At 74.9% G+C, this 18841-nt stretch carries 16 protein-coding genes; 7 read left to right on the top strand and 9 right to left on the bottom strand.

Annotated elements, in window-relative coordinates; translation table 11 throughout:
• Positions 1 to 22: 22 nt before the first annotated feature.
• The 6 genes from GGD88_RS10235 to GGD88_RS10210 all read right to left on the bottom strand — a co-directional run bounded on the left by GGD88_RS10235 (position 23) and on the right by GGD88_RS10210 (position 5199).
• Positions 23 to 697 (bottom strand): ribonuclease HII, encoded by a 675-nt coding sequence (locus GGD88_RS10235; RefSeq protein WP_184435102.1) that lies wholly within the window; start codon positions 695 to 697, stop codon positions 23 to 25.
• Positions 698 to 752: 55 nt separating this feature from the next.
• Positions 753 to 2609: a phosphoenolpyruvate--protein phosphotransferase gene (ptsP, locus tag GGD88_RS10230; protein WP_343056336.1), complete on the bottom strand. Its 1857-nt coding sequence runs from the start codon at positions 2607 to 2609 to the stop codon at positions 753 to 755.
• Between the two features lie 246 nt (positions 2610 to 2855).
• Positions 2856 to 3209, bottom strand: coding sequence for an HPr family phosphocarrier protein (locus GGD88_RS10225; RefSeq protein WP_343056335.1), 354 nt, complete (start codon positions 3207 to 3209; stop codon positions 2856 to 2858).
• Positions 3210 to 3213: 4 nt separating this feature from the next.
• Positions 3214 to 3615, bottom strand: coding sequence for a PTS sugar transporter subunit IIA (locus GGD88_RS10220; protein ID WP_184435099.1), 402 nt, complete (start codon positions 3613 to 3615; stop codon positions 3214 to 3216).
• Between the two features lie 100 nt (positions 3616 to 3715).
• Entirely contained in the window at positions 3716 to 4693 is a 978-nt protein-coding gene (gene rapZ / locus GGD88_RS10215) for an RNase adapter RapZ (protein WP_184435096.1), read from the bottom strand.
• Positions 4690 to 5199: an HPr kinase/phosphorylase gene (locus tag GGD88_RS10210; RefSeq protein WP_343056334.1), complete on the bottom strand. Its 510-nt coding sequence runs from the start codon at positions 5197 to 5199 to the stop codon at positions 4690 to 4692. Before GGD88_RS10210 ends, rapZ begins: the two co-directional genes overlap by 4 nt.
• Positions 5200 to 5388: 189 nt before the next feature.
• Here GGD88_RS10210 and GGD88_RS10205 point away from each other — a divergent pair, with 189 nt between their 5' ends.
• Complete coding sequence (locus tag GGD88_RS10205; RefSeq protein ID WP_184435091.1) at positions 5389 to 6285, top strand: AEC family transporter; 897 nt, start codon at positions 5389 to 5391, stop codon at positions 6283 to 6285.
• A 100-nt stretch (positions 6286 to 6385) separates the two neighbouring features.
• Positions 6386 to 6964, top strand: coding sequence for a TetR/AcrR family transcriptional regulator (locus GGD88_RS10200; protein ID WP_184435089.1), 579 nt, complete (start codon positions 6386 to 6388; stop codon positions 6962 to 6964).
• A gap of 25 nt (positions 6965 to 6989) precedes the next feature.
• Here GGD88_RS10200 and mutY read toward each other — a convergent pair whose 3' ends face one another.
• A complete protein-coding gene (mutY, locus tag GGD88_RS10195; RefSeq protein ID WP_184435086.1) occupies positions 6990 to 8153 on the bottom strand; it encodes an A/G-specific adenine glycosylase in 1164 nt (387 codons plus the stop codon).
• 106 nt (positions 8154 to 8259) lie between these two features.
• Here mutY and GGD88_RS10190 point away from each other — a divergent pair, with 106 nt between their 5' ends.
• Positions 8260 to 8871, top strand: a complete 612-nt coding sequence (locus GGD88_RS10190; RefSeq protein WP_184435083.1) for a DUF721 domain-containing protein — start codon at positions 8260 to 8262, stop codon at positions 8869 to 8871.
• Between the two features lie 396 nt (positions 8872 to 9267).
• Here the strand turns inward: GGD88_RS10190 and GGD88_RS10185 are convergent, their stop codons facing one another.
• Positions 9268 to 10533, bottom strand: a complete 1266-nt coding sequence (locus tag GGD88_RS10185; RefSeq protein ID WP_184435081.1) for an HD domain-containing phosphohydrolase — start codon at positions 10531 to 10533, stop codon at positions 9268 to 9270.
• Between the two features lie 456 nt (positions 10534 to 10989).
• Here GGD88_RS10185 and GGD88_RS10180 point away from each other — a divergent pair, with 456 nt between their 5' ends.
• From GGD88_RS10180 to pufA, 4 genes are all read left to right on the top strand, one after another.
• Positions 10990 to 11643 (top strand): thioredoxin domain-containing protein, encoded by a 654-nt coding sequence (locus GGD88_RS10180; protein WP_184435078.1) that lies wholly within the window; start codon positions 10990 to 10992, stop codon positions 11641 to 11643.
• Between the two features lie 50 nt (positions 11644 to 11693).
• Positions 11694 to 15194, top strand: a complete 3501-nt coding sequence (smc, locus tag GGD88_RS10175) for a chromosome segregation protein SMC (protein WP_184435076.1) — start codon at positions 11694 to 11696, stop codon at positions 15192 to 15194.
• Positions 15195 to 16032: 838 nt separating this feature from the next.
• Positions 16033 to 16215 (top strand): light-harvesting antenna LH1, beta subunit, encoded by a 183-nt coding sequence (pufB, locus tag GGD88_RS10170; protein ID WP_184435074.1) that lies wholly within the window; start codon positions 16033 to 16035, stop codon positions 16213 to 16215.
• Between the two features lie 68 nt (positions 16216 to 16283).
• On the top strand, positions 16284 to 16445 hold the full coding sequence (gene pufA / locus GGD88_RS10165) for a light-harvesting protein (protein ID WP_184435072.1): 162 nt from the start codon (positions 16284 to 16286) through the stop codon (positions 16443 to 16445).
• 133 nt (positions 16446 to 16578) lie between these two features.
• Here pufA and GGD88_RS10160 read toward each other — a convergent pair whose 3' ends face one another.
• Positions 16579 to 18771, bottom strand: coding sequence for a ComEC/Rec2 family competence protein (locus tag GGD88_RS10160; protein ID WP_184435070.1), 2193 nt, complete (start codon positions 18769 to 18771; stop codon positions 16579 to 16581).
• Positions 18772 to 18841: the final 70 nt, after the last annotated feature.

The raw sequence follows: 18841 nt of genomic DNA, 5'->3' as shown, positions 1-18841 counted from the left end.
CGGGTTGGGGGTCCGGCCCCGGTCAGGCGCCAGGGATGGGTCCGCTGTGGTCGCGGGGCCACAGCCCGTGGGGCGCCGCCTCGGCTGCCAGCGCGGCCCGCACCGGCGCATAGCCGCGCCGGTGCTGCGGCGTCACCCCCAGCCGTCCTAGCGCCGCCAGATGCTCGGCGGTGCCGTAGCCCATGTTGCGCGCCCAGCCATAGCCGGGGTGCGCGGCATCCAGGGCGATCATCAGGCGGTCGCGCGTCACCTTGGCGGCGATGGAGGCGGCGGCGATGGACAGGCAGCGGGCGTCCCCGCGGACCACGCAGCGCACCGGGCAGGGCATGTCCGGCGGCGGCTGGTTGCCGTCCACCAGCGCCAGAGTCGGCGCTGGCCCCCCCAGGGCCGCCACCGCCCGGACCATGCCGGCCAGGGTGGCACCCAGGACGTTGCGGCGCTCGATCTCCGCCACGTCCACCACCGCCACCGCCAGGCGCACCGCGTCGCTGGCCTCCAGGGCGCCCAGCAGGGCGGCGCGGCGCGCCGGCTTCAGCGCCTTGGAATCGTCCAGACCCTCGCGCAGGGCGGTCGGCAGGCGGGCGCGGTCCAGGACGGCGGCGGCGGCCACCAGCGGCCCGGCCAGCGGCCCGCGGCCGGCTTCGTCGACGCCGCACACCAGGCCCTCGTGGGCGGATTCCAGGGTGAAGTCGGGCATGGCGGTCTCTGGCGCGGGGACGGGGAAGAGGACGGCACGGGGGCAGCGCCGGCGGTCAGCCGGCATCAAAGGACTCGATCAGGGCCCCGATGCGGGCGGCGTCGGGCTGGCCCAGCACCCGGTGGGCGTGGCGCTCCGCCGCCGGCTGGGTGATGCGCCGGACCCGCTGCTTGACCGCGGGAATGGCGAACGAGGCCATCGACAGCTCGCGCACCCCGAGACCGAACAGCAGCGGCGTCAGGCGTGGGTCGCCGGCCATCTCGCCGCACACCGACACCGGAATGCCGGCCGCCTGCGCCGCTCCGGTGGCGAAGTGGATCAGCCGCAGCACCGCCGGATGCAGCGGTTCGTACAGGTGCGCCACGGCTTCGTCGGTGCGGTCGATGGCCAGGGCATATTGCGTCAGGTCGTTGGTGCCGATGGCGAAGAAGTCGGCCTCGCGCGCCAGGGCGTCGGCCGACAGCGCGGCCGCCGGAACCTCGATCATCACCCCCAGGGGCGGAATCGGATCCGGCAGCGGCCGGCCGGCGGCGCGGAAGTCCGCCACCACCGCGTCCAGCACCGCGCGTGCGGCCCGCACCTCCTCGACCGTGCACACCATCGGCAGCAGGATGCGCGCCGGCCCGCGCCGCGCGGCGCGCAGCACGGCGGCGAACTGGGTGCGCAGCAGCGCCGGCCGGGTCAGCGACAGGCGCACCGCGCGCAGCCCCAGGGCCGGATTGGCGCCGGGCTTGATGCCCAGGGCGTCGCCCAGCTTCTCGCCGCCCAGATCCAGGGTGCGGATGGTCACGGGGCGGCCCTTCATGTGCTCGATCAGGGTGCTGAACACGGCCGCCTGCTCGTCCTCGCTGGGCAGCGACTCCCGGTTCATGTACAGGAATTCGGAGCGCACCAGGCCGATGCCCTCGGCGCCCGCCTGCAACACCCCCTCGACCTCGGCCGGCAGTTCGATGTTGGCGTGCAGATGCACGGCGATGCCGTCGCGGGTCACCGACGGGACGTCGCGCAGGCGTTGCAGGTTGCGCCGGGTGCGCAGGAAGTTGGCCCGCCGGGCGCGGTAGCGTGCCAGGGTGTCGGCGTCCGGGTTCAGGATCACCGCGCCCTCGGTGCCGTCCACCACGATGGTGGCCCCGGCGTGGGCGTGGCGCAGCAGCATGGGCACCGCCACCACCGCCGGCAGGCCGAGCGAGCGGGCCATGATCGCGGTGTGGCTCTGGCGGGCGCCCAGGGCGGTGACCAGGCCGCCCACCAGGCGCGGGTTGAGCAGCGCGGTGTCGGCCGGGCTCAGCTCCTCGGCCACGATCACGCTGCCGCGCGACAGGCTGGTGAGGCCGGGCTGGCGCGGACGCCGGCCCAGGTTGCGGATCAGGCGGCGCCCGACCTCGCGAATGTCGTCCATGCGGGCGGCGAGATAGTCGTCCTCCATGGACGAGAAGGCGCCGATCAGCTCGGTCATCTCGATGCGCACCGCGGCCTCGGCGTTGACGCGCTCGGCGGTAATGCGCTGGTCCACGCCGCGCACCAGTCGCGAGCCGCGCAACATGCGTTCGTAGGCTTCCAGGATGCAGGACAGTTCCTCGCCCGCCGCGCCGGGCAGCTTGCGCACCTTCTGGCCCAGGGTGCGCAATTCGGCGATGGCGCGCTCGGCGGCGTCGGCGAAGCGCTGGCGTTCGCGCGCCACCAGGCCGCTGGGGATGCGGTACTCGGGAATCGGCGACAGGCCGGTGTCGTGCAAGTAAACGGTGCCGATGCCGTAGCCGGGACCGACCGCCACCCCCTCCAGGCGCAGCATGGCGTCGGCCGCGCCGCCGCCCAACGGGCTCTCCGTCGGGTCGTGCGGGCCGCCGTCTTCGGCCGTCACGGCCAGGCGCGCCGGAATGGCGGCGCCCGTGCGGCCCGGGCCGCTCCTCACCGTTCCCCCATCATGGCTGCCTTCTCATGACCGCCTTCTCATGACCGCCTACTCATGACCGCCTTCTCGTGACTGCCGACTCACGGCGGGGCTCCCATGCATGGCTGTGCCGTCCGGGATTTGGCGCCGGCTGCACCGGAACCGCGGCGTCACAGGGTCCGGCGTCCCGGCGCGCGGCTCCGCCCTACAGCCGATTGCGGCAAACCGGAATCGCGGCACGACTTCGGTTTGTCGCGATAATCGGCTCTAGTCCTCGTCGAACCGGGCCGCGATCAGCGTCTGCAGCGCCTCCATCACCGCCCCGGCCTCGCGGCCCTCGCACACCACGTGGATGGTCGACCCCCGGCCGGCCGCCAGCATCATCAGCCCCATGATGGAATGGCCCGAGACCTCCTGGCCACGGCTGAACACCTTGACGCTGGCGTCGTAGCGCTCGACGGTCTTGACGAAGCGGGCGGCGGCGCGGGCGTGCAGGCCGCGCTGGTTGACGATCTCGCAGTCGGCGGTCACCGCGGCGGCGGTGCCGGCGCCGCCGTCGTCGGCGGACCGCAGGCAGTGGGGCGCGAACGACGCGGCCGGGGGCAGGGGGCGGGCGGACACCGGACTACTCCTGCGTCAACAGGCGCGAGGCCACGTTGATGTACTTGCGCCCGGCGAGCTGGGCACTGGTGACCGCCTCGGCCAGCGGCTCCGTGGCGCGCACCGACGCCAGCTTGATCAGCATCGGCAGGTTGACCCCGGCGATCACCTCGATCGTGGCGCGGTCCATGATCGAGATCGCCAGATTCGACGGCGTGCCGCCGAACATGTCGGTCAGCACGATCACCCCCTGCCCGGTGTCGACCCGGTTCACGGCGTCGACGATGTCGGCCCGGCGCTGTTCCATGTCGTCGTCGGGACCGATGCAGATGGTGGCCACGTTGGCCTGGGCGCCCACCACGTGTTCCAGGGCGGCCAGCATTTCCTCGGCCAGCCGGCCGTGGGTCACAAGCACCAGTCCGATCATCGGCCCTCGTCTCCGGTCATGACGACCTGCCTCGTCGTCGCCCGCGTCCCTCGCGTGGTCCGCGTCCCCGTTCCCGGGTTCTTCCCCTGACGGCGCCGGCTCACGCGGGTGGTCCCGCCGGCTCCAGGTCACGGTGGCGCACCGTGACCCGGGCGCCGCGTCCGGTCAACCAGGCGCCGAGCCGCTCCGCCACCAGGACCGACCGATGTCGCCCGCCGGTACAGCCCACGGCGAGCGTCAGGTAGCTCTTGCCCTCGCCCTGCTGGCGGGTCAGCACGACGTCGAGCAGCGCGGTCAGCGCCGACCAGAACCGATCGAAATCCGGGTCCGCCGTCACATGGGCGGCGACCGCGGGGTCACGGCCGGTCAACGGTCGCAGATCCGTCACGTAATGGGGATTACGCAGGAATCGGACGTCGAACACAAGGTCCGCCTCCCGCGGCAGTCCGTGGCGGAAGCCGAACGAGACCACCGCGATCACCGCCCCCTCGGCGCCACGGCCCAGGCCGAGCTGGTCCTCCAGCCGCCGTTTCAGCTCGCCCAGGGTCCAATGCGCGGTGTCGACGATGACGTCGGCCCCGGCCTGCACCGGCGCCATGCGCGCCCGCTCCAGCGCCAGGCCATCGCTCAGGGGGCGGTCGAGGGCCAGCGGGTGGCGCCGCCGCGTCTCGGTGAAGCGGCGGCGCAGCACGTCGTCGTCGCAGTCCAGGAACAACAGCGTCACGTCGAGCCCCGGACGGCCGCGCAACTGCGCCACCGTGTCCAACAGCCGGTCGACGGTGAAGTCGCGGGTGCGCACGTCGGTGACCACCGCCAGCGGGCGGTCCAGGGTGGCCCCGGTCAACAACCCGTCCAGCAGCGCCAGCGGCAGGTTGTCGACCGCCTCGTAGCCCAGGTCCTCCAGCGCCGCCAGCGCCGAGGACTTGCCCGCCCCCGACATGCCGGTGATGACCACCAGGCGCTGGGGCTCGCCCGCGGATCCGCCCGGGCCACCACCGGGGCCACCACCGGGGCCACCACCGGGGTCCCCAGCGGGGCCGGCAGCGCCGGCGCGGACCGGGACCGGCGCGCGGATCATGCCAGGTCCTGTTCCGTCACCGGCACGATGGCCTCGACGGCGATGGCCGCCGCCAGACGCACCTTGGCCGGGGCCGAGACCTCGAACGGCCACACCACGAACCGGCGCACCCGGGTCGGGACGTGGTCGCTGTGGCGGTTGGCGTCGGCCAGCGGGTCGCAGGTGGCGGCCGACGGCGTGCGCGGCACCGCCCCGGGCAGCGGCGCCATGTCGACGACCGCGATCAGCGGGGCGTTCGCCACCCACCGCGAGGTGTCGAGCGGGATCACGCCGATGCCGCGCACCTCCATCAGACCGCGCAGCGGCGCCGGGGTGGAGGCGTAGAGCAGGCCGCTCTCGTCGTCGCGCTCCAGGATCACCCGGTCGTCCGCCACCAGCCGCGCGTCGCCGCTTTCCATCAGGCGCAGCGCCAGGTCGGACTTGCCCGATCCGGCCCCGCCCCGCAGCAGGACCCCGCCCTCGGGCAGGGCCACGCAGGTGCCGTGGACGGTGAAGGGGTGGCTCACGGTGGATCTCCCTCTCGTTCGCTCTGTCGCCGGCGGCGGCCCGGCGAGACTGGATCGCGCCGGCGCGCCAGTGTAGCGTCCCGGCCGCCGCGCCGTTAAGGGGCGGGGCGAAAAAGACCCCATTCTCCCACCCCCTTTGCACCCCGGCGGCCGCCCCGCCCGTCCGTCCGTGGTCCGGATCCCAAGCGCATGATTGCCGCCATCTTCGCCGTCGTCGCGCCGGTGCTGCTCATCGCCGGCCTGGGTCTTCTGTGGGGGTGGCGGCGCTGGCCGTTCGACACCGAGATGGTGGCCAGCCTGTCGACCCGCATCGGCGTGCCGTGCCTGGTGCTGGACGTCATGACGCGGGTGGAGATCGACCTGGCGGTCCTGGGCGAGATGGTGCTGGCGGCGACCCTCGGGGTGGCGCTGACCGGCGCGGCCGGGCTCGCGCTGCTGCGCGCGGCACGGCTGCCGCTGCCGCCGTATCTGCCGGCGATGATGTTCGGCAACACCGGCAACGTGGGGCTGCCGCTGTGCCTGTTCGCCTTCGGCCAGGAGGGGCTGGCGCTGGCCATCGCCTTTTTCGTGCTCACCGCGATCCTCAACTTCACGGTCGGCGTCGCCATCGCCGCGGGCCGGGCCTCGCTGGGGGCGATGCTGCGCACGCCGGTGATCTGGGCGCTCGCCGCCGCCCTGGCGATGAACGCGGCCGGGGTGCAGATGCCGCCGTTCCTGGCCGACACGGTCGAACTGCTGGGCGGGATGACCATTCCACTCATGCTGCTGGCGCTGGGCGTGGCCCTGGTCGGCCTGAAGCCGGCCGGCCTGGGGCGGGCCGCGGCGCTGTCCGCGGCCAAGCTGGCGCTCGGCTGGGGGGCGGGCCTGCTGCTGGTCTGGACGCTCGACCTGGACGGAGCGGCGCGGGGTGTGGTGCTGATCGAGATGGCGATGCCGGTGGCCGTGTTCAACTACCTGTTCGCGCAACGCTACGGCAATCGCCCGGACGAGGTGGCGGGCCTGGTCCTGATGTCGACGCTGATGGCGGTGGTGCTGCTGCCCGCCTTGCTGTGGCTGGCGTGGAGCGGCACGCCGCCGCCGGCTTGACGGTCGTGCCGCAGCGCCATAAATGGACTCATTGGTCTTGAATGCCGGTCGGCCGCGCCTTCGCCGCGCGGGCGGTTGGGGCACGGGAGGGAGCGGGGCGATGGCGCGGCCTCGCGGATTCGACACGGACGCGGTCCTGGACCGCGCGATGGACGCCTTCTGGCGCCAGGGATACGGCAACACCTCGCTGCCCGACCTGCTGGACGTCATGGGCATCAGCCGCTCCAGCTTCTACGAGACCTTCGGCGGCAAGCGGGCGCTGTTCGAGGCCTCCCTGCGCCGCTACGAGGCGCGCGTCACCTCCCGCATCATGCGGGCCTTGGAGCAGCCCGGGCCGATCCGCACGGTCATGGAGCGCCTGTTGGCCGACATGGTGACCCGCACCCTGGCCGGCGAGGGCCGTGGCTGCATGATGTGCAACACCGCCGTCGAGCTGGCGCCGCACGACCCGGACCTGCGGGCCTGGCTGGCGGGCAGCTTCGAGGGCGTGGAGCGCGCCCTGGCCGTGCGCCTGGCCCAGGCGCGCGACGCCGGCGAGCTGGCCGCCGACGCCGACCCGGTGGCGCTGGCGCGCACCTTCGTGGCGCTGTTCAACGGGCTGCGCGTGATCGCCAAGGCGCGCCCGGAGCGGGCCGTGCTGGATGATATCGCCCGCTCGGCCCTGCGGCTGCTGGACTGACGCGCGACCCGGACCCGGCGCCCGCTCAGAACCCCTTAGTCAGCGCGTGGCGGATCACCTTGCGCATCACGGTGGGCAGCGCGTGACCCTCCAGCTCGGTCAGCGGCACCCAGATCCCCCGCACCCGCGGATTGGCGCCGACCCGGGCCATCACCACCGTCAGCTCCAGATGGAAGTGTGTGAAGGTGTGCGCGACCAGACCGGGCAGCGCGCGCCAGTCCGACAGCGGCAACGGGGCGGCGGCCGCCACCGCCGCGGCCGGGTCCGGCATCGGTGCCGCCTCCCAGGGCGAGGACGGCACCTCCATCATGCCCCCCAGCAGGCCCGAGGCCGGGCGCTGGCGCAGCAGCAGGGCGCCGTCCTTGCGCTGGATCCAGAACGCCACCGCGCGCCGGGTGGGGCGCGGCGCTTTCGGCGCCTTGGCGGGCAGCCGCTCGGCCAGGCCGGCGCGGCGACCGGCGCACGCGGCCATCCACGGACACAGGCCGCAGGCCGGCGCACGCGGCGTGCACAGGGTCGCGCCCAGATCCATCACGGCCTGGGCGTGATCTCCGGCGCGCGCGGTCGGGGTGAGGGCGTCGGCCAGCCGGCGCAGGGTCGGCTTGGCGCCGGGCAATGGGTCCTCGACCGCGAACAGCCGCGCCATCACCCGCTCCACGTTGCCGTCGACCACCACCGCCCGCTGGCCGAAGCAGATGGTCGCGATGGCGGCCGCGGTGTAGGCGCCGATCCCCGGCAGGGCGCGCAGGCCCGCCTCGGTGTCGGGGAAGCGGCCGCCATGGTCGGCGACCACCGCCCGCGCGCACTTCAGCAGGTTGCGGGCGCGGGCGTAGTAGCCCAGGCCGGCCCATTCCGCCATCACGGCGGCGTCGTCGGCCGCCGCCAGCGCCTGCACCGTCGGCCAGCGCGCCAGGAAGCGGACATAGTACGGCTTCACCGCCGCCACCGTGGTCTGTTGCAGCATGATTTCCGACAGCCACACCGGATAGGGATCGGGCGGCGGCGCCCCCGGGGCCGGCCGCCACGGCAGGTCGCGGCGGTCGCGGTCGTACCAGGCCAGCAGGCGCGCGCCCAGGTCGGCGGCGGTGGCGGCGTCGGGCGGCGCGACGGTCCCGGGGCCGCTGGCGGCCTCGGGCGCGGGATCGGCGGGATCGGCGGGGTTGGGGGCGCGGGCGGCGCGGCGCGCCATGGGCGGGCTCTCCGGGATGGCGGCGGGGGTGCTTGACCGGCGGCGGCGGGTCGGGCTCCATGTGGGAACAGGACGGCGCCAAAGGCAACAGCAGTCGACACCACCGATGAGCGATCCCCCTCCTCCCGACGGCCGCCGTGGCCCGCCGCCGGCCTGGCTGCGCCGCCTGGTCACGGCGGAAGGCGAGCGCCTGCCCGTGCACGACCTGACCAACCGCAGCTCCCGCAGCCGCGCCGTCGGCCAGCTCCTGGAGCCGGCCACGCGCCGCCTGCTGGGCCGGCGCGGGGTGGCGATGGGGCCGATCCTGGCGCACTGGGCGGACATCGTGGGGCCGGCGCTGGCGCGCCAGTGCGTGCCGCTGAAGCTGGTGATGCCGCGCGGGACCAAGGCCGGCGGGCGCGGCGGCACCCTGCACGTCAAGGCCGCCGCCGGCGCCTGCGCCACCGAACTGACCCACCGCGCGCCGATGCTGTGCCAGCGCATCAACACCCATGTCGGATTCGAGGCCGTGGCCGCCCTGCGCGTCACCCAGGGGCCGCTGTCTGGCGCGGCCGCCCGCCGGCCGGCGCGCCGCGGCCGGGCGCTGCCGCCTCCGCCGCCGTCGCCGGAGGCGTTGCGGGCGCTCGACGCCAAGCTGGCCGCCGTGACCGACCCCGAGTTGCGCGCCGCCCTGGAGCGTCTGGGCCGCGCGGTGCTGTCGGGGCCACGACGGCGGTAGAGGCGGGGTCCGGCCCGGCCCCACGCGGGCGCGTGGGACCGAGAAAGCATAGGACTCTCCCGCCCCCGCTCCGGCGTGGGCGCCCGTCGTACAGGCGGTCCCACGCGGGAGCGTGGGACCGAGAAAGCATTGGACTCTCCCGCCCCCGCTCCTGCGGGGGCGCCAATCGTACAGGCGGCCCCATGCGGGAGCGTGGGACCGAGAAAGCATAGGACTCTCCCGCCCCCGCTCCTGCGGGGGCGCCAATCGTTCAGGCGGCCCCACGCGGGAGCGTGGGACCGAGAAAGCATAGGACTCTCTCGCCCCCGCTCCGGCGGGGGCGCCAATCGTCCAGGCGGTCCCACGCAGGAGCGTGGGACCGAGAAAAAGCCCACGCTCCCGCGTGGGCGCCCACATTCACGCCGCGTCCATGGCCCCGGCGGCGTCCAGCAGCATCTCCCGGAACAGCGCCAGCAGGACGTGGTCCAGGTGCCCCCTCATGCCGTGCATCAGGTCCAGCGCGGCCTCCGGCGCCATCGCCGCCTTGTAGGCGCGGTGGTCGGTGAGCGCGCCGAACACGTCCACGATCGCGGCCATGCGCGCCAGGTCGTTCAGCTCGGCGCCCTTCAGGCCGGCGGGATAGCCGGTGCCGTCCAGCTTCTCGTGGTGCTGGGCGGCGATCAGCCGCACCCCGCCGGGCACCTCGTTGACCAGATCCATGAAGTCCAGCGTGCGCGGCACGTGGCTTTTCATCACCCCCCATTCCCCGCTCGACAGCCTGCCCGGCTTGTTGAGCACCTCGTGCGGAATCGACATCTTGCCGACGTCGTGCAGCAGCCCGCCGGTGGCCAGCACCGTCAGGTCGCTCTCGGGCAGCCCTAGCGCATGGCCGAAGTAGCACAGGAACGTCGCCACCCGCAGCGAGTGGACATAGGTGTAGTTGTCGTGGCCGCGCACGCCCTCCAGCACCGCGCGGAAGGCGCCGCCGCGCACGGCCTCGACCAGGGGCGAGCAGCTCTGGCGGAAGGTCTGGTAGGGCACCGGGCGGCCGGCGTCGATCATGTCGGTGACGCCGTTGAAGACCGCGACGGTCTTCATCAGGGCGGCGCGTTGCGGCTCGGCCAGGTTCTGCCAGGCCAGTTCCACCTGTTCGTTGACCAGGTCGGCCACGGTCTCCAGCAGGGCGCTGCGCCGGATCGGCTTGACCAGCAGCGGGCGGTAGCCGGCCCGGAAGTCGAGCGCCAGGTCGGAACGCGCATCACCGGTGAGCCCAACCAGCGGCACCCGCGCCAGATCGGGGTAGAAGCCGAGTCGGTGCACCGTGCGCAGGGCGCTCCACGGCGCCGCCGCGGAGCGGCCTCCGGCGGCGGCCTCCGGCGCTGCATCGTCGATCAGGATCACCATCGGCAGCGCCTCGCGCAGCCAGGCGATGGCGGTGTCGCCGTCGGCGAACACATCGACCCGATAGCGCGACTCGAGGGCGGCTCTCAGGGCCGACCGTTGGGCGGGACAGGCGGCGATGACGGCGATGCGCACCGGCGGGCGGAGCCGGTCGGTGTCGGATACGGTGTTGGATCCGGTGCCGGAAACGGTGTTGGCGTTGGTGTCGGATCCGGTCCCGGCGTCGGCGGCCCCACCGCCGGCTGCGGCGCGGGCCGGGCGCGTCGCCGCTCCGCCGTCCATCGGGAGGCCCTGCCGTCTGCGCCCGCTGGGGTCGGCCCCGTCCACCGCGCCCTCCGTTGCTCGTCTCGGCTGCCGTCGGACCGGCAGATCCGATGTGTTCTAATTCAGGAAACGCCCGGCGGCGGCGGCTGTCAATCACGGTCCACCGGCCGTCCGAGGGATCAACCCCGCCCCCCGTGTCGCCGTCACCCTGCCGCCCCATTTGGCTGCGCACAGTGGGATCGGGCCGGGCACGCGGCGCCCCGGCCTTGTCCGCCGCCGGCCCGCCGCCCTATGTAGCCGTGGTCCCGGGGTGCCGTGGTCCCGGGGTGCCGTGGTCCCTTGCCAGTCCGTGGGGGCGGCGGTGTCCGCCCGGGACTCCCAGGCTCATCATACCGTCATCATATCGTCACTATCGCCGTCGTTGCACGGTCTTCGTCCGTCCTGCCACCACCCGCTCCCAGGGGAGACGCCATCGTGAACCGCCGCCCGCTGTCCCGTCGCCGCCTCGCCGCCGGCCTCTCCGGCCTCGCCCTGCTGCCCGTGGCCGCGCGTCTGGCCCCGGCCGCCGCCAGCTCGCCCGAGGGGGAAGCGGCCGCGACGCCATCCTATGCGCCGCACACCTGGGGGGATCCGGACGCGCCGGTGTCGATCCTGGAGTTCTCCTCCTACACCTGCGGGCACTGCGCGCGCTTCCACCAGGAGACCCTGCCGACCCTGCGCGACCGCTACATCGAGGCCGGCCGGGCCAACCTGACGCTGGTGGACTTCCCGCTGGACAACATCGCCGGCGCGGTCTCGCTCATCACCCACTGCGCCCCGGAGGCGATCCAGAAGCGGCTGGTGGACATCTTCTTCGCCGATCAGGACGCCTGGATGACCCGCACCCCGCGCGAGTCGATCACCGGCATCGCCCGCCTGGCCGGCATGTCCAAGGCCGAAGTGGACGCCTGCCTGGAGAACGAGACCCTGTACCAGGCCATCCTGGATCGCCGCGCCGAGGCGGATGCCCGCTGGGACATCTCCGGCACCCCCACCTTCGTCATCAACGGCCAGAAGCACACCGGCAGCTATCGCCTGGACGACATGACCCGGGCGATCGACGCCGCCCTGGAGGCGACCGGCGGCTAGGCCGGCCGACCGGCCCGGCCCTCCGCGCGCCGCCCGTTCGCGGGTCCGCCATGGTCCAGTTCACCCGCCTGCGCCTCAGCGGCTTCAAGTCGTTCGTCGACCCCGCCGAGCTGGTCATCGCCCCCGGGCTGACCGGCGTGGTGGGGCCGAACGGCTGCGGCAAGTCCAACCTGGTCGAGGCCCTGCGCTGGGTCATGGGCGAGACCTCCGCCAAGCAGATGCGCGGCGGCGAGATGGACGACGTGATCTTCGGCGGCACCAGCGCCCGGCCGGCGCGCAACGTCGCCGAAGTCACCCTCGACCTCGACAACAGCGACGGCTCGGCCGCCGCCTTCCGCCAGTTCCAGGACCTGGAGGTGACCCGCCGCATCGAGCGCGGATCGGGCTCGGTGTACCGCGTCAACGGCAAGGAGGTGCGGGCGCGCGACGTCCAGTTGCTGTTCGCCGACGCGGCGACGGGGGCCCGCTCCACGGCGCTGGTGTCGCAGGGCCGGGTGGGGGCGCTGATCGCTGCCAAGCCGGCGCAGCGGCGCGCCCTCCTGGAGGAGGCGGCCGGCATCGCCGGCCTGCACGCCCGCCGGCACGAGGCCGAACTGCGCCTCAAGGGCGCCGAGGCCAACCTGGAGCGCCTGGACGACGTGCTGTCGGCGCTCGACGGTCAGGGCCGCAACCTGCGCAAGCAGGCCCGCCAGGCGACCCAGTACCGCGAGCTGTCGGAGGCCATCCGCCGCACCGAGGCCATGGTGCTGCGCCACCGCTGGCTGGCGGCCATCCGGGGGCTCGACGTCGCCCGCACCGCACTGCGGGAGAGCGAGCGCCAGGTGGCCGACCTGACGGCCCGCGCTGGCGCGGCGGGCCGGGCGCGCGAGACGGCCGACGCCGCCCTGGCGCCCCTGCGCGACCAGGCCACCGAGGCGGCGGCGGCGCTGCAACGCCTGAGCCTGGAGCGCGACCGGCTGGACGCGGAGGCCCGGCGCATCGACCAGGCCCGCGCCGACGCCGAGACCCGGCGGGCTCAGGCCGGGACCGATGCCGCGCGCGAACGCGCCCGGGTGGCCGATGCCGAGGCGGCGCTGGCCCGTCTGGGCGAGGAGCGGGCCGCGCTGGAGACGGCGGCGGCCGGCGAGGACGCGGCCCAGGCGGAGGCCGACGCCCACCTGGAGGCAGCCGGGGCCGCGGTCGCCGACCTGGAGGCCGAGGTGACACGGGCGACCCAGGGGCTGGCCGAGGCCGACGCGGCCCGCGCCGCCCTCGATCGGCGGGCGACGGAGGCGGCCCAGCGGGCCGAGCGGCTGACCCGGCGCCGGACCGACCTGGCGGCCGAGTTGGAGGCCGCACTGGCGGGTGCCGTGGACCCCGCGGCGGTGCGGGAGTCCGAGGCGGCGGTCGCCACGGCCGAGGCGGCGCTGGCCGATGCGACGGCGGCGCGCGAGGCCGCCGAGGCGGCCCGGGCGGAGGCGCGCGCCGGCTTCGAGGCGGCGCGCGAGGCGGTGCAGGAGGGGGCGGCGGCGCGGGCCAGCCTGCGCGCCGAGGTGCAGGCGCTGGAGGGCCTGCTGGCGCGCGAGGCCCCGGCCGGGGACTGGCCGCCGGTGCTGGAGGCGCTGACGGTCGCGCCCGGGTTCGAGCGGGCGCTGGGCGCCGCCCTGGGCGACGACCTGACGGCGGCGCTCGACCCGGCCGCCCCCGCGCACTGGATCGAGGTGCCGACGCCCGCGGAGCCGGCGCCGCTGCCGGCGGGGGTGGCGGCGCTGGCCGCGCATGTGGACGCTCCGGCGGCCTTGGCGGTGCGGCTGGCCCAGGTGGGGGTGGTGCGCGACCGGGCGACCGGCGATGCGCGGCGCCACGACCTGCGCCCGGGGCAGCGGCTGGTGGACGCGGACGGCGACCTGTGGCGCTGGGACGGCCTGACGGTGCGGCCCGGGGCCGGCGCGGCGGCCGGCACCCAGGCCGCGGCGCGGCTCCAGACCCGCAACCGGCTGACGGTGCTGCGGGCGGATCTGGACGCGGCCGAGGGCCGGGTGGCCGACGCCGAGGCGGCGTCCGAGGCGGCGCGGGCGCGGCTGTCGGACGCCGAGGGCGAGGAGCGCGCCGCCCGGGCGGCGGTCAAGGCGGCCGATGCCGCCGCGGCTCGGGCGCGTGCGGTGCGCCAGGACCTGAGCCGGCGGGCGGCCGAGGCCGAGGCCAAGCTGGCCGCCCTGCGCGCCACCCTGGATCAGGTCGCCGCCGATGGCGCCGAGGCGGCGGAGCAGGCCGAGGCGGCGCGGACCGAGCGGACCGCCCTGGGCGACGGCGCCGCGGCCCGCGCGGCCCTGGAGGCCCGGCGCGCCGATCTGTCCGCGCGCCGCACCGCGCTGGTGGAGGCCCGCGCCGCCCACGACCGGCTGGCGCGCGAGCGCGCCGACCGCCGGCGCCGGCTGGCGGCGATCGCCGGCGAGCGCGACTCCTGGTCCGACCGCCTGGCGCAGGGGCAGGCGCAGCTGGCCGACCTCGAGTCGCGTCAGGCGGCGGTGGCGGCCGAACTGGCCCGGCTGGCGGACGCGCCGGCGCGGCTGGAGTCGGAACGCGGCGCCCTGACCCTGGCATTGGAGAGCGCGGAGGCGCGGCGGGCCGCCGCCGCCGACGCCCTGGCCGCGGCCGAGACGGAGGCGCGCGCCACCGGCCAGGCGGCCGCCGAGGCCGACCGAGACCTGGCCCAGGCGCGCGAGACCCGGGTGCGCCACGAGGCGGCGGTGGAGCAGGGCCAGGCGGCCTGTCGCGCCGTGGCGGGCACCATCGCCGAGCGCCTGGACTGCCCGCCCGATGGTCTCGCCGACGCCGCCGGTCTGCCGGCGGACGAGGCCCTGCCGCCGGCGGCGGAGGTGGACGCGACTCTGGCGACCCTGTCGCGCCGGCGCGACGCCATGGGGCCGGTGAACCTGCGCGCCGAGGCCGAACTGGCCGACCTCGACGAGAAGGTGGCGGCCCTGCGGCACGAGCGCGAGGACCTGACCGGCGCCATTGCGCGACTGCGCCAGGGCATCGGGGAGATCAACCGCGAGGGCCGTCAGCGCCTGGTGGCCTCGTTCGAGGCCGTGAACGGGCATTTCGGCGACCTGTTCGCGCATCTGTTCGGCGGCGGCCGCGCCCACCTGGAGATGATCGAGAGCAACGACCCGCTGGAGGCCGGCCTGGAGATCCTGGCCAGTCCGCCCGGCAAGCGGTTGCAGAGCCTGTCGCTGCTGTCCGGCGGCGAACAGGCGCTGACCGCGCTGGCGCTGCTGTTCGCGGTGTTCCTGACCAACCCGGCGCCGATCTGTGTGCTGGACGAGGTGGACGCGCCCCTGGACGACGCCAACGTCGACCGCCTGTGCCGCCTGCTGGAGGACCTGACCGGGCGCACCGCGGCGCAGACCCGGTTCCTGCTGGTCACCCACCACCGCATGACCATGGCGCGCATGGACCGCCTGTTCGGGGTCACGATGATGGAGCGCGGGGTGTCCACCCTGGTGTCGGTGGACCTGCGCGAGGCGGAGCGCCTGCGCGACCCGCCGCCCGCCGCATCCGCCGGATAGGCGGCCGGAAGGCCGCGCAATGTCGGTGTGCCGCGATTCCGGTTTGTCGCAATCGGCTGTAGGCCCGACCCCGACGGTCGAGTCGCGTCCGGTCGGGACAGCGAACCGGCGGCGCGCTGGAGGCGGGCCGCCGATTGCCGGGCGATCGGAGTGTGGCTGAGGTCCCAGGACGGGGGGGCGTCCGCACGCATCGTCCGCTGTCGGACGCCCGACCCGCCGGAGGTTTGCGGGGACGGACGGTGGCGGAGGAGAAATCGGAAGACCCGTGACCCGTACACCCCGACGTTGCCACGGCACGCCTAACGGCGTGCCGTCCGCCACATGAATTTTCTGTAATGCGGCGGTCATGCGGGGATGGCGATCACTCGGAACCACGACGTGGGTCGGTTTGATCGCGATCCCCGCGATTGCGGCACAGCGACATCGCGCCGCGAGCCCGGTTTGTCGCGATCGGCGGATGGGCGCGGGCCGACCGGCGATCGGCCGCGGCCCTCCTGGGTTGGCCCCCCGGATTGGCCCCCAGGATTGACCCCCGCTCGCCGCGGTCCCTCCCGGGCGATCGACGCTCGCGGCACCGCCCGGCACGGGGTGTCAACACGCTATGACATTTCATGTGAAAACCTGTGTTGACACTCTCCCGCCAATATGTGAAAACAACTCTCGGATTGTGGGGATGCAGCGGTCACCCCGGCGGTCCCACCGCCCTCCCGCTCTGTCGGGGATCGGATGGGAACACAAAGGGAGGATCGCACCCGACACCGGTCAACCGCGGCCGCGGCCCGGTGTTCGCCCAATCCGGACGGATTGAAATGATCCATCTTTGCTGAGGGGAAAACAAATGGCTGATGCACCTGCTCCCGTCACGAGCTACAAGAACCTGAACCGGACCGGCCTGACCGATGACGAGGCGAAGGCTTTCCACGCCATGTTCCAGCGTGGTGGCCAGGTCTTCTTCGCGATCTGCCTGCTGGCGCACTTCCTGGTCTGGGCGTGGATGCCCTGGTACCCGGTGGCCGGCTAATACAGCCGTCCGCTGAGTTCCTGAGTATCGCGTACTAAGACAACCACTGCAGACCGTGGAGAAAGCTCATGATCCCGAACTTCTTCAACGAAGACTGGCGCTTCTGGCAGATCGTGTCCCCGAAGGAGGGCCTGGTTGGCTTCTTCATCGCCCTGTTCGTCCTGGCGATCCTGGTCCACCTCGCCATCCTGTTCGGTAGCGACCGTTACGCGACCGCGTGGATGGGCTGATCCTGCGCTGACCGGGGAGCGGGGAGGCTGACCTCGCTCCATCCGGCCAGCACGGATGAGTACCGCGTATCCTACGAATACCGCTCGGTGGCGCAAGCCAGCCGAGCGGTATCTCGTTCGGGGTCCGGCCCTGTCACGGTATCGGGGGGCCGGTCCACAGCCGCCGGCCGCTGGTGCCGGTCACGGTCTCGATCCGCACCGTCCCGTCCGCCAGCCAGAGCGCATGCACGCCCCCGGCCGCCAGCGCCGCCCGGTCGACGACCCACCCCGGCCCGGCGCACGACTCGGGCGCCGGCACCGGCACCGGTGTGACGACCACCGCCGTCCGCGCGCAGTCCTCGGCCAGCGCCGCCCGGTGCCAGGCCAGGGCCACGGCGACCCCGCCCACCGCCAGCACACATCCGCGCGGGTCGCAGCGCAGCCGCCCGTCCGCCGTGCCGGACCCGGGCTCCGGCCACGACTCGGCGCTGGCCCCGCCCCAGCGTTCCACCCACACCGCGCGCGCGAATCCGTCGGCCCGCCCCGGCGACAGGATCAGCCCGCCGTCCGCCGCCCGGACCGCGATCGCCCGGGCGTCCGCGTTGACCACCAGGTCCGGCAACGGCCGGCTCCAGGGACTCGCCAGCCCGGCCGCGATCGCCGCCAGCCCCAGCAGCCGCCAGGGCCGCCGCCACAGGCACAGCCATAGCCCGCCCAGGACCAGCACCGCCAGGCCCCAGGCCGGCGCCGCCGGCACTAGCCGCGTCGCCCCCGGCCAGCCCGCAACCGCGGCGGCCGTTCCGGCCACCCCCTCCAGGCCCCAGGCCAGCGGCGCCAGCGCCCAGCCCTCCAGGCCCAAGGGCAGCAGGAGCAGGGTCGCCAGCAGCCACGGCATGACCCACAGCCCCATCAGCGGTACCGCCACCATGTTCGCTGCCAGCCCGAACACCGCCACGCGGTTGAAATGGACGGCCGCGAACGGCATCGTCGCCAGCCCGGCCACCAGGCTGGTCAGCAGCACACCGCCCAGGTACAGCCCGACGGTGCGCGCCAGCGCCCACGCCAGCGGCCGGCGCGGTCGCGCCGCCGTCGCCAGCCGCGGCGCCGCCAGTTCCCAGGTCGCCACCAGCGCCAGCACGGCCGCGAACGACATCTGGAAGCTGGGCCCCAAGAGGGCATGCGGCTGCGTCAGCAGCACCGCCACCGCCGCCCAGGCCACCAGCCGCGGCGAGATCGCGGTGCGGTTCAGCAGCACCGCCGCCAGCACCAGCGCCGTCATCAGGAAGGCGCGCTGTGCCGGCACGTTGCCCCCCGCCAGCATCAGGTAGGCGAAGGTGCCGGCCAGCGCGAGCACGGCGCAGGGCTTCTTCAGGTCCCAGCGCGCCGCCCACGCCGGCACCAGCGCCAGCCCGGCGCGGCCGCCGACGAACAGAAGCGCCGCGATCATCGACATGTGCAGCCCGGAGATGGCCAGCAGGTGCGCCAGTCCGGAGGCCCGGAACGCCTCCAGCACCGGCTCCGGCACCGCGCCCCGGTCGCCGGTGGCGAGCGCGGTTGCCAGCGCGCCGGGCTGCCCGGGCAGCCCGGCCCGCAGGCGGTCCGCCACCGTCTGGCGGGCCCCCTCGCGCCAGGCCACCAGCCGGTCGGCGAGGGTGGGCGCCGGCGCTAGGTCGAGCGGGCCCCAGTCGGCGACCGCGAATCCGACCGCGCCCAGGCCCTCGAACCAGGCCCGGCGCCGGAAGTCGTAGCCGCCCGGGGCGGCCGGTGGCGGCGGCGGCATCAGGACCGCGCGGGTGCGAATCCAGGCCCCCGGCCGCGGCGGTGGGGCGCGGGTCAGCGTGAGCCGGACCCGCGCCGGGGTGCGCGCGGCGTCCAGCCCGGCCACCCGCGCGTCGGCCAGGGTGACGCGGTGGCGGGCCATGCCGCGCGCCTCGATCAGCACGACCCGGCCGCTGACCGTCGCCGGCCCGAGTCGCTCCGCCAGCACCGGCGCGGCGATCCCGTGGGCGCGCTCCTGCGCCGCCACGAAGCCGACGGCGGCCGCCACCAGCGCCGCCAGCAGCGCGCCGATCCAGGCCGCCCGGCGCGCCACCAGCACCAGCAGCAGCACGCCGGCCGCCAGCGCCGCGCCGGCCCAGCGCGGCGGCTCCACCGCCGGCAGGATGTAAGCTGCCACGCCGCAGCCCAAGGCCACCGGCAGCCACAAGGGCCAGCGCGCCCGCTCGGCCTCCAGGGTGGCCGCCAGGGCGAAGACGGGGGCGCGCCAGACCATCCCGCCGGTGTGGGCGGCCGCCGCAGCGGGGGCCGGGCCGGCGCCCGGACGGCGGCCGTGTCGGTGGTGCGCCATGTCTTCCGCCAATCGGTCGCCGTCACGCCAGTATGCCCCGAAAGGGTGCGCCTGTCGCGGCTCGCCGGCC

The sequence above is a fragment of the Roseospira goensis genome (assembly GCF_014197795.1).
Taxonomy (GTDB): domain Bacteria; phylum Pseudomonadota; class Alphaproteobacteria; order Rhodospirillales; family Rhodospirillaceae; genus Rhodospira; species Rhodospira goensis.
This window is presented reverse-complemented; position numbering and strand designations above follow the sequence as displayed.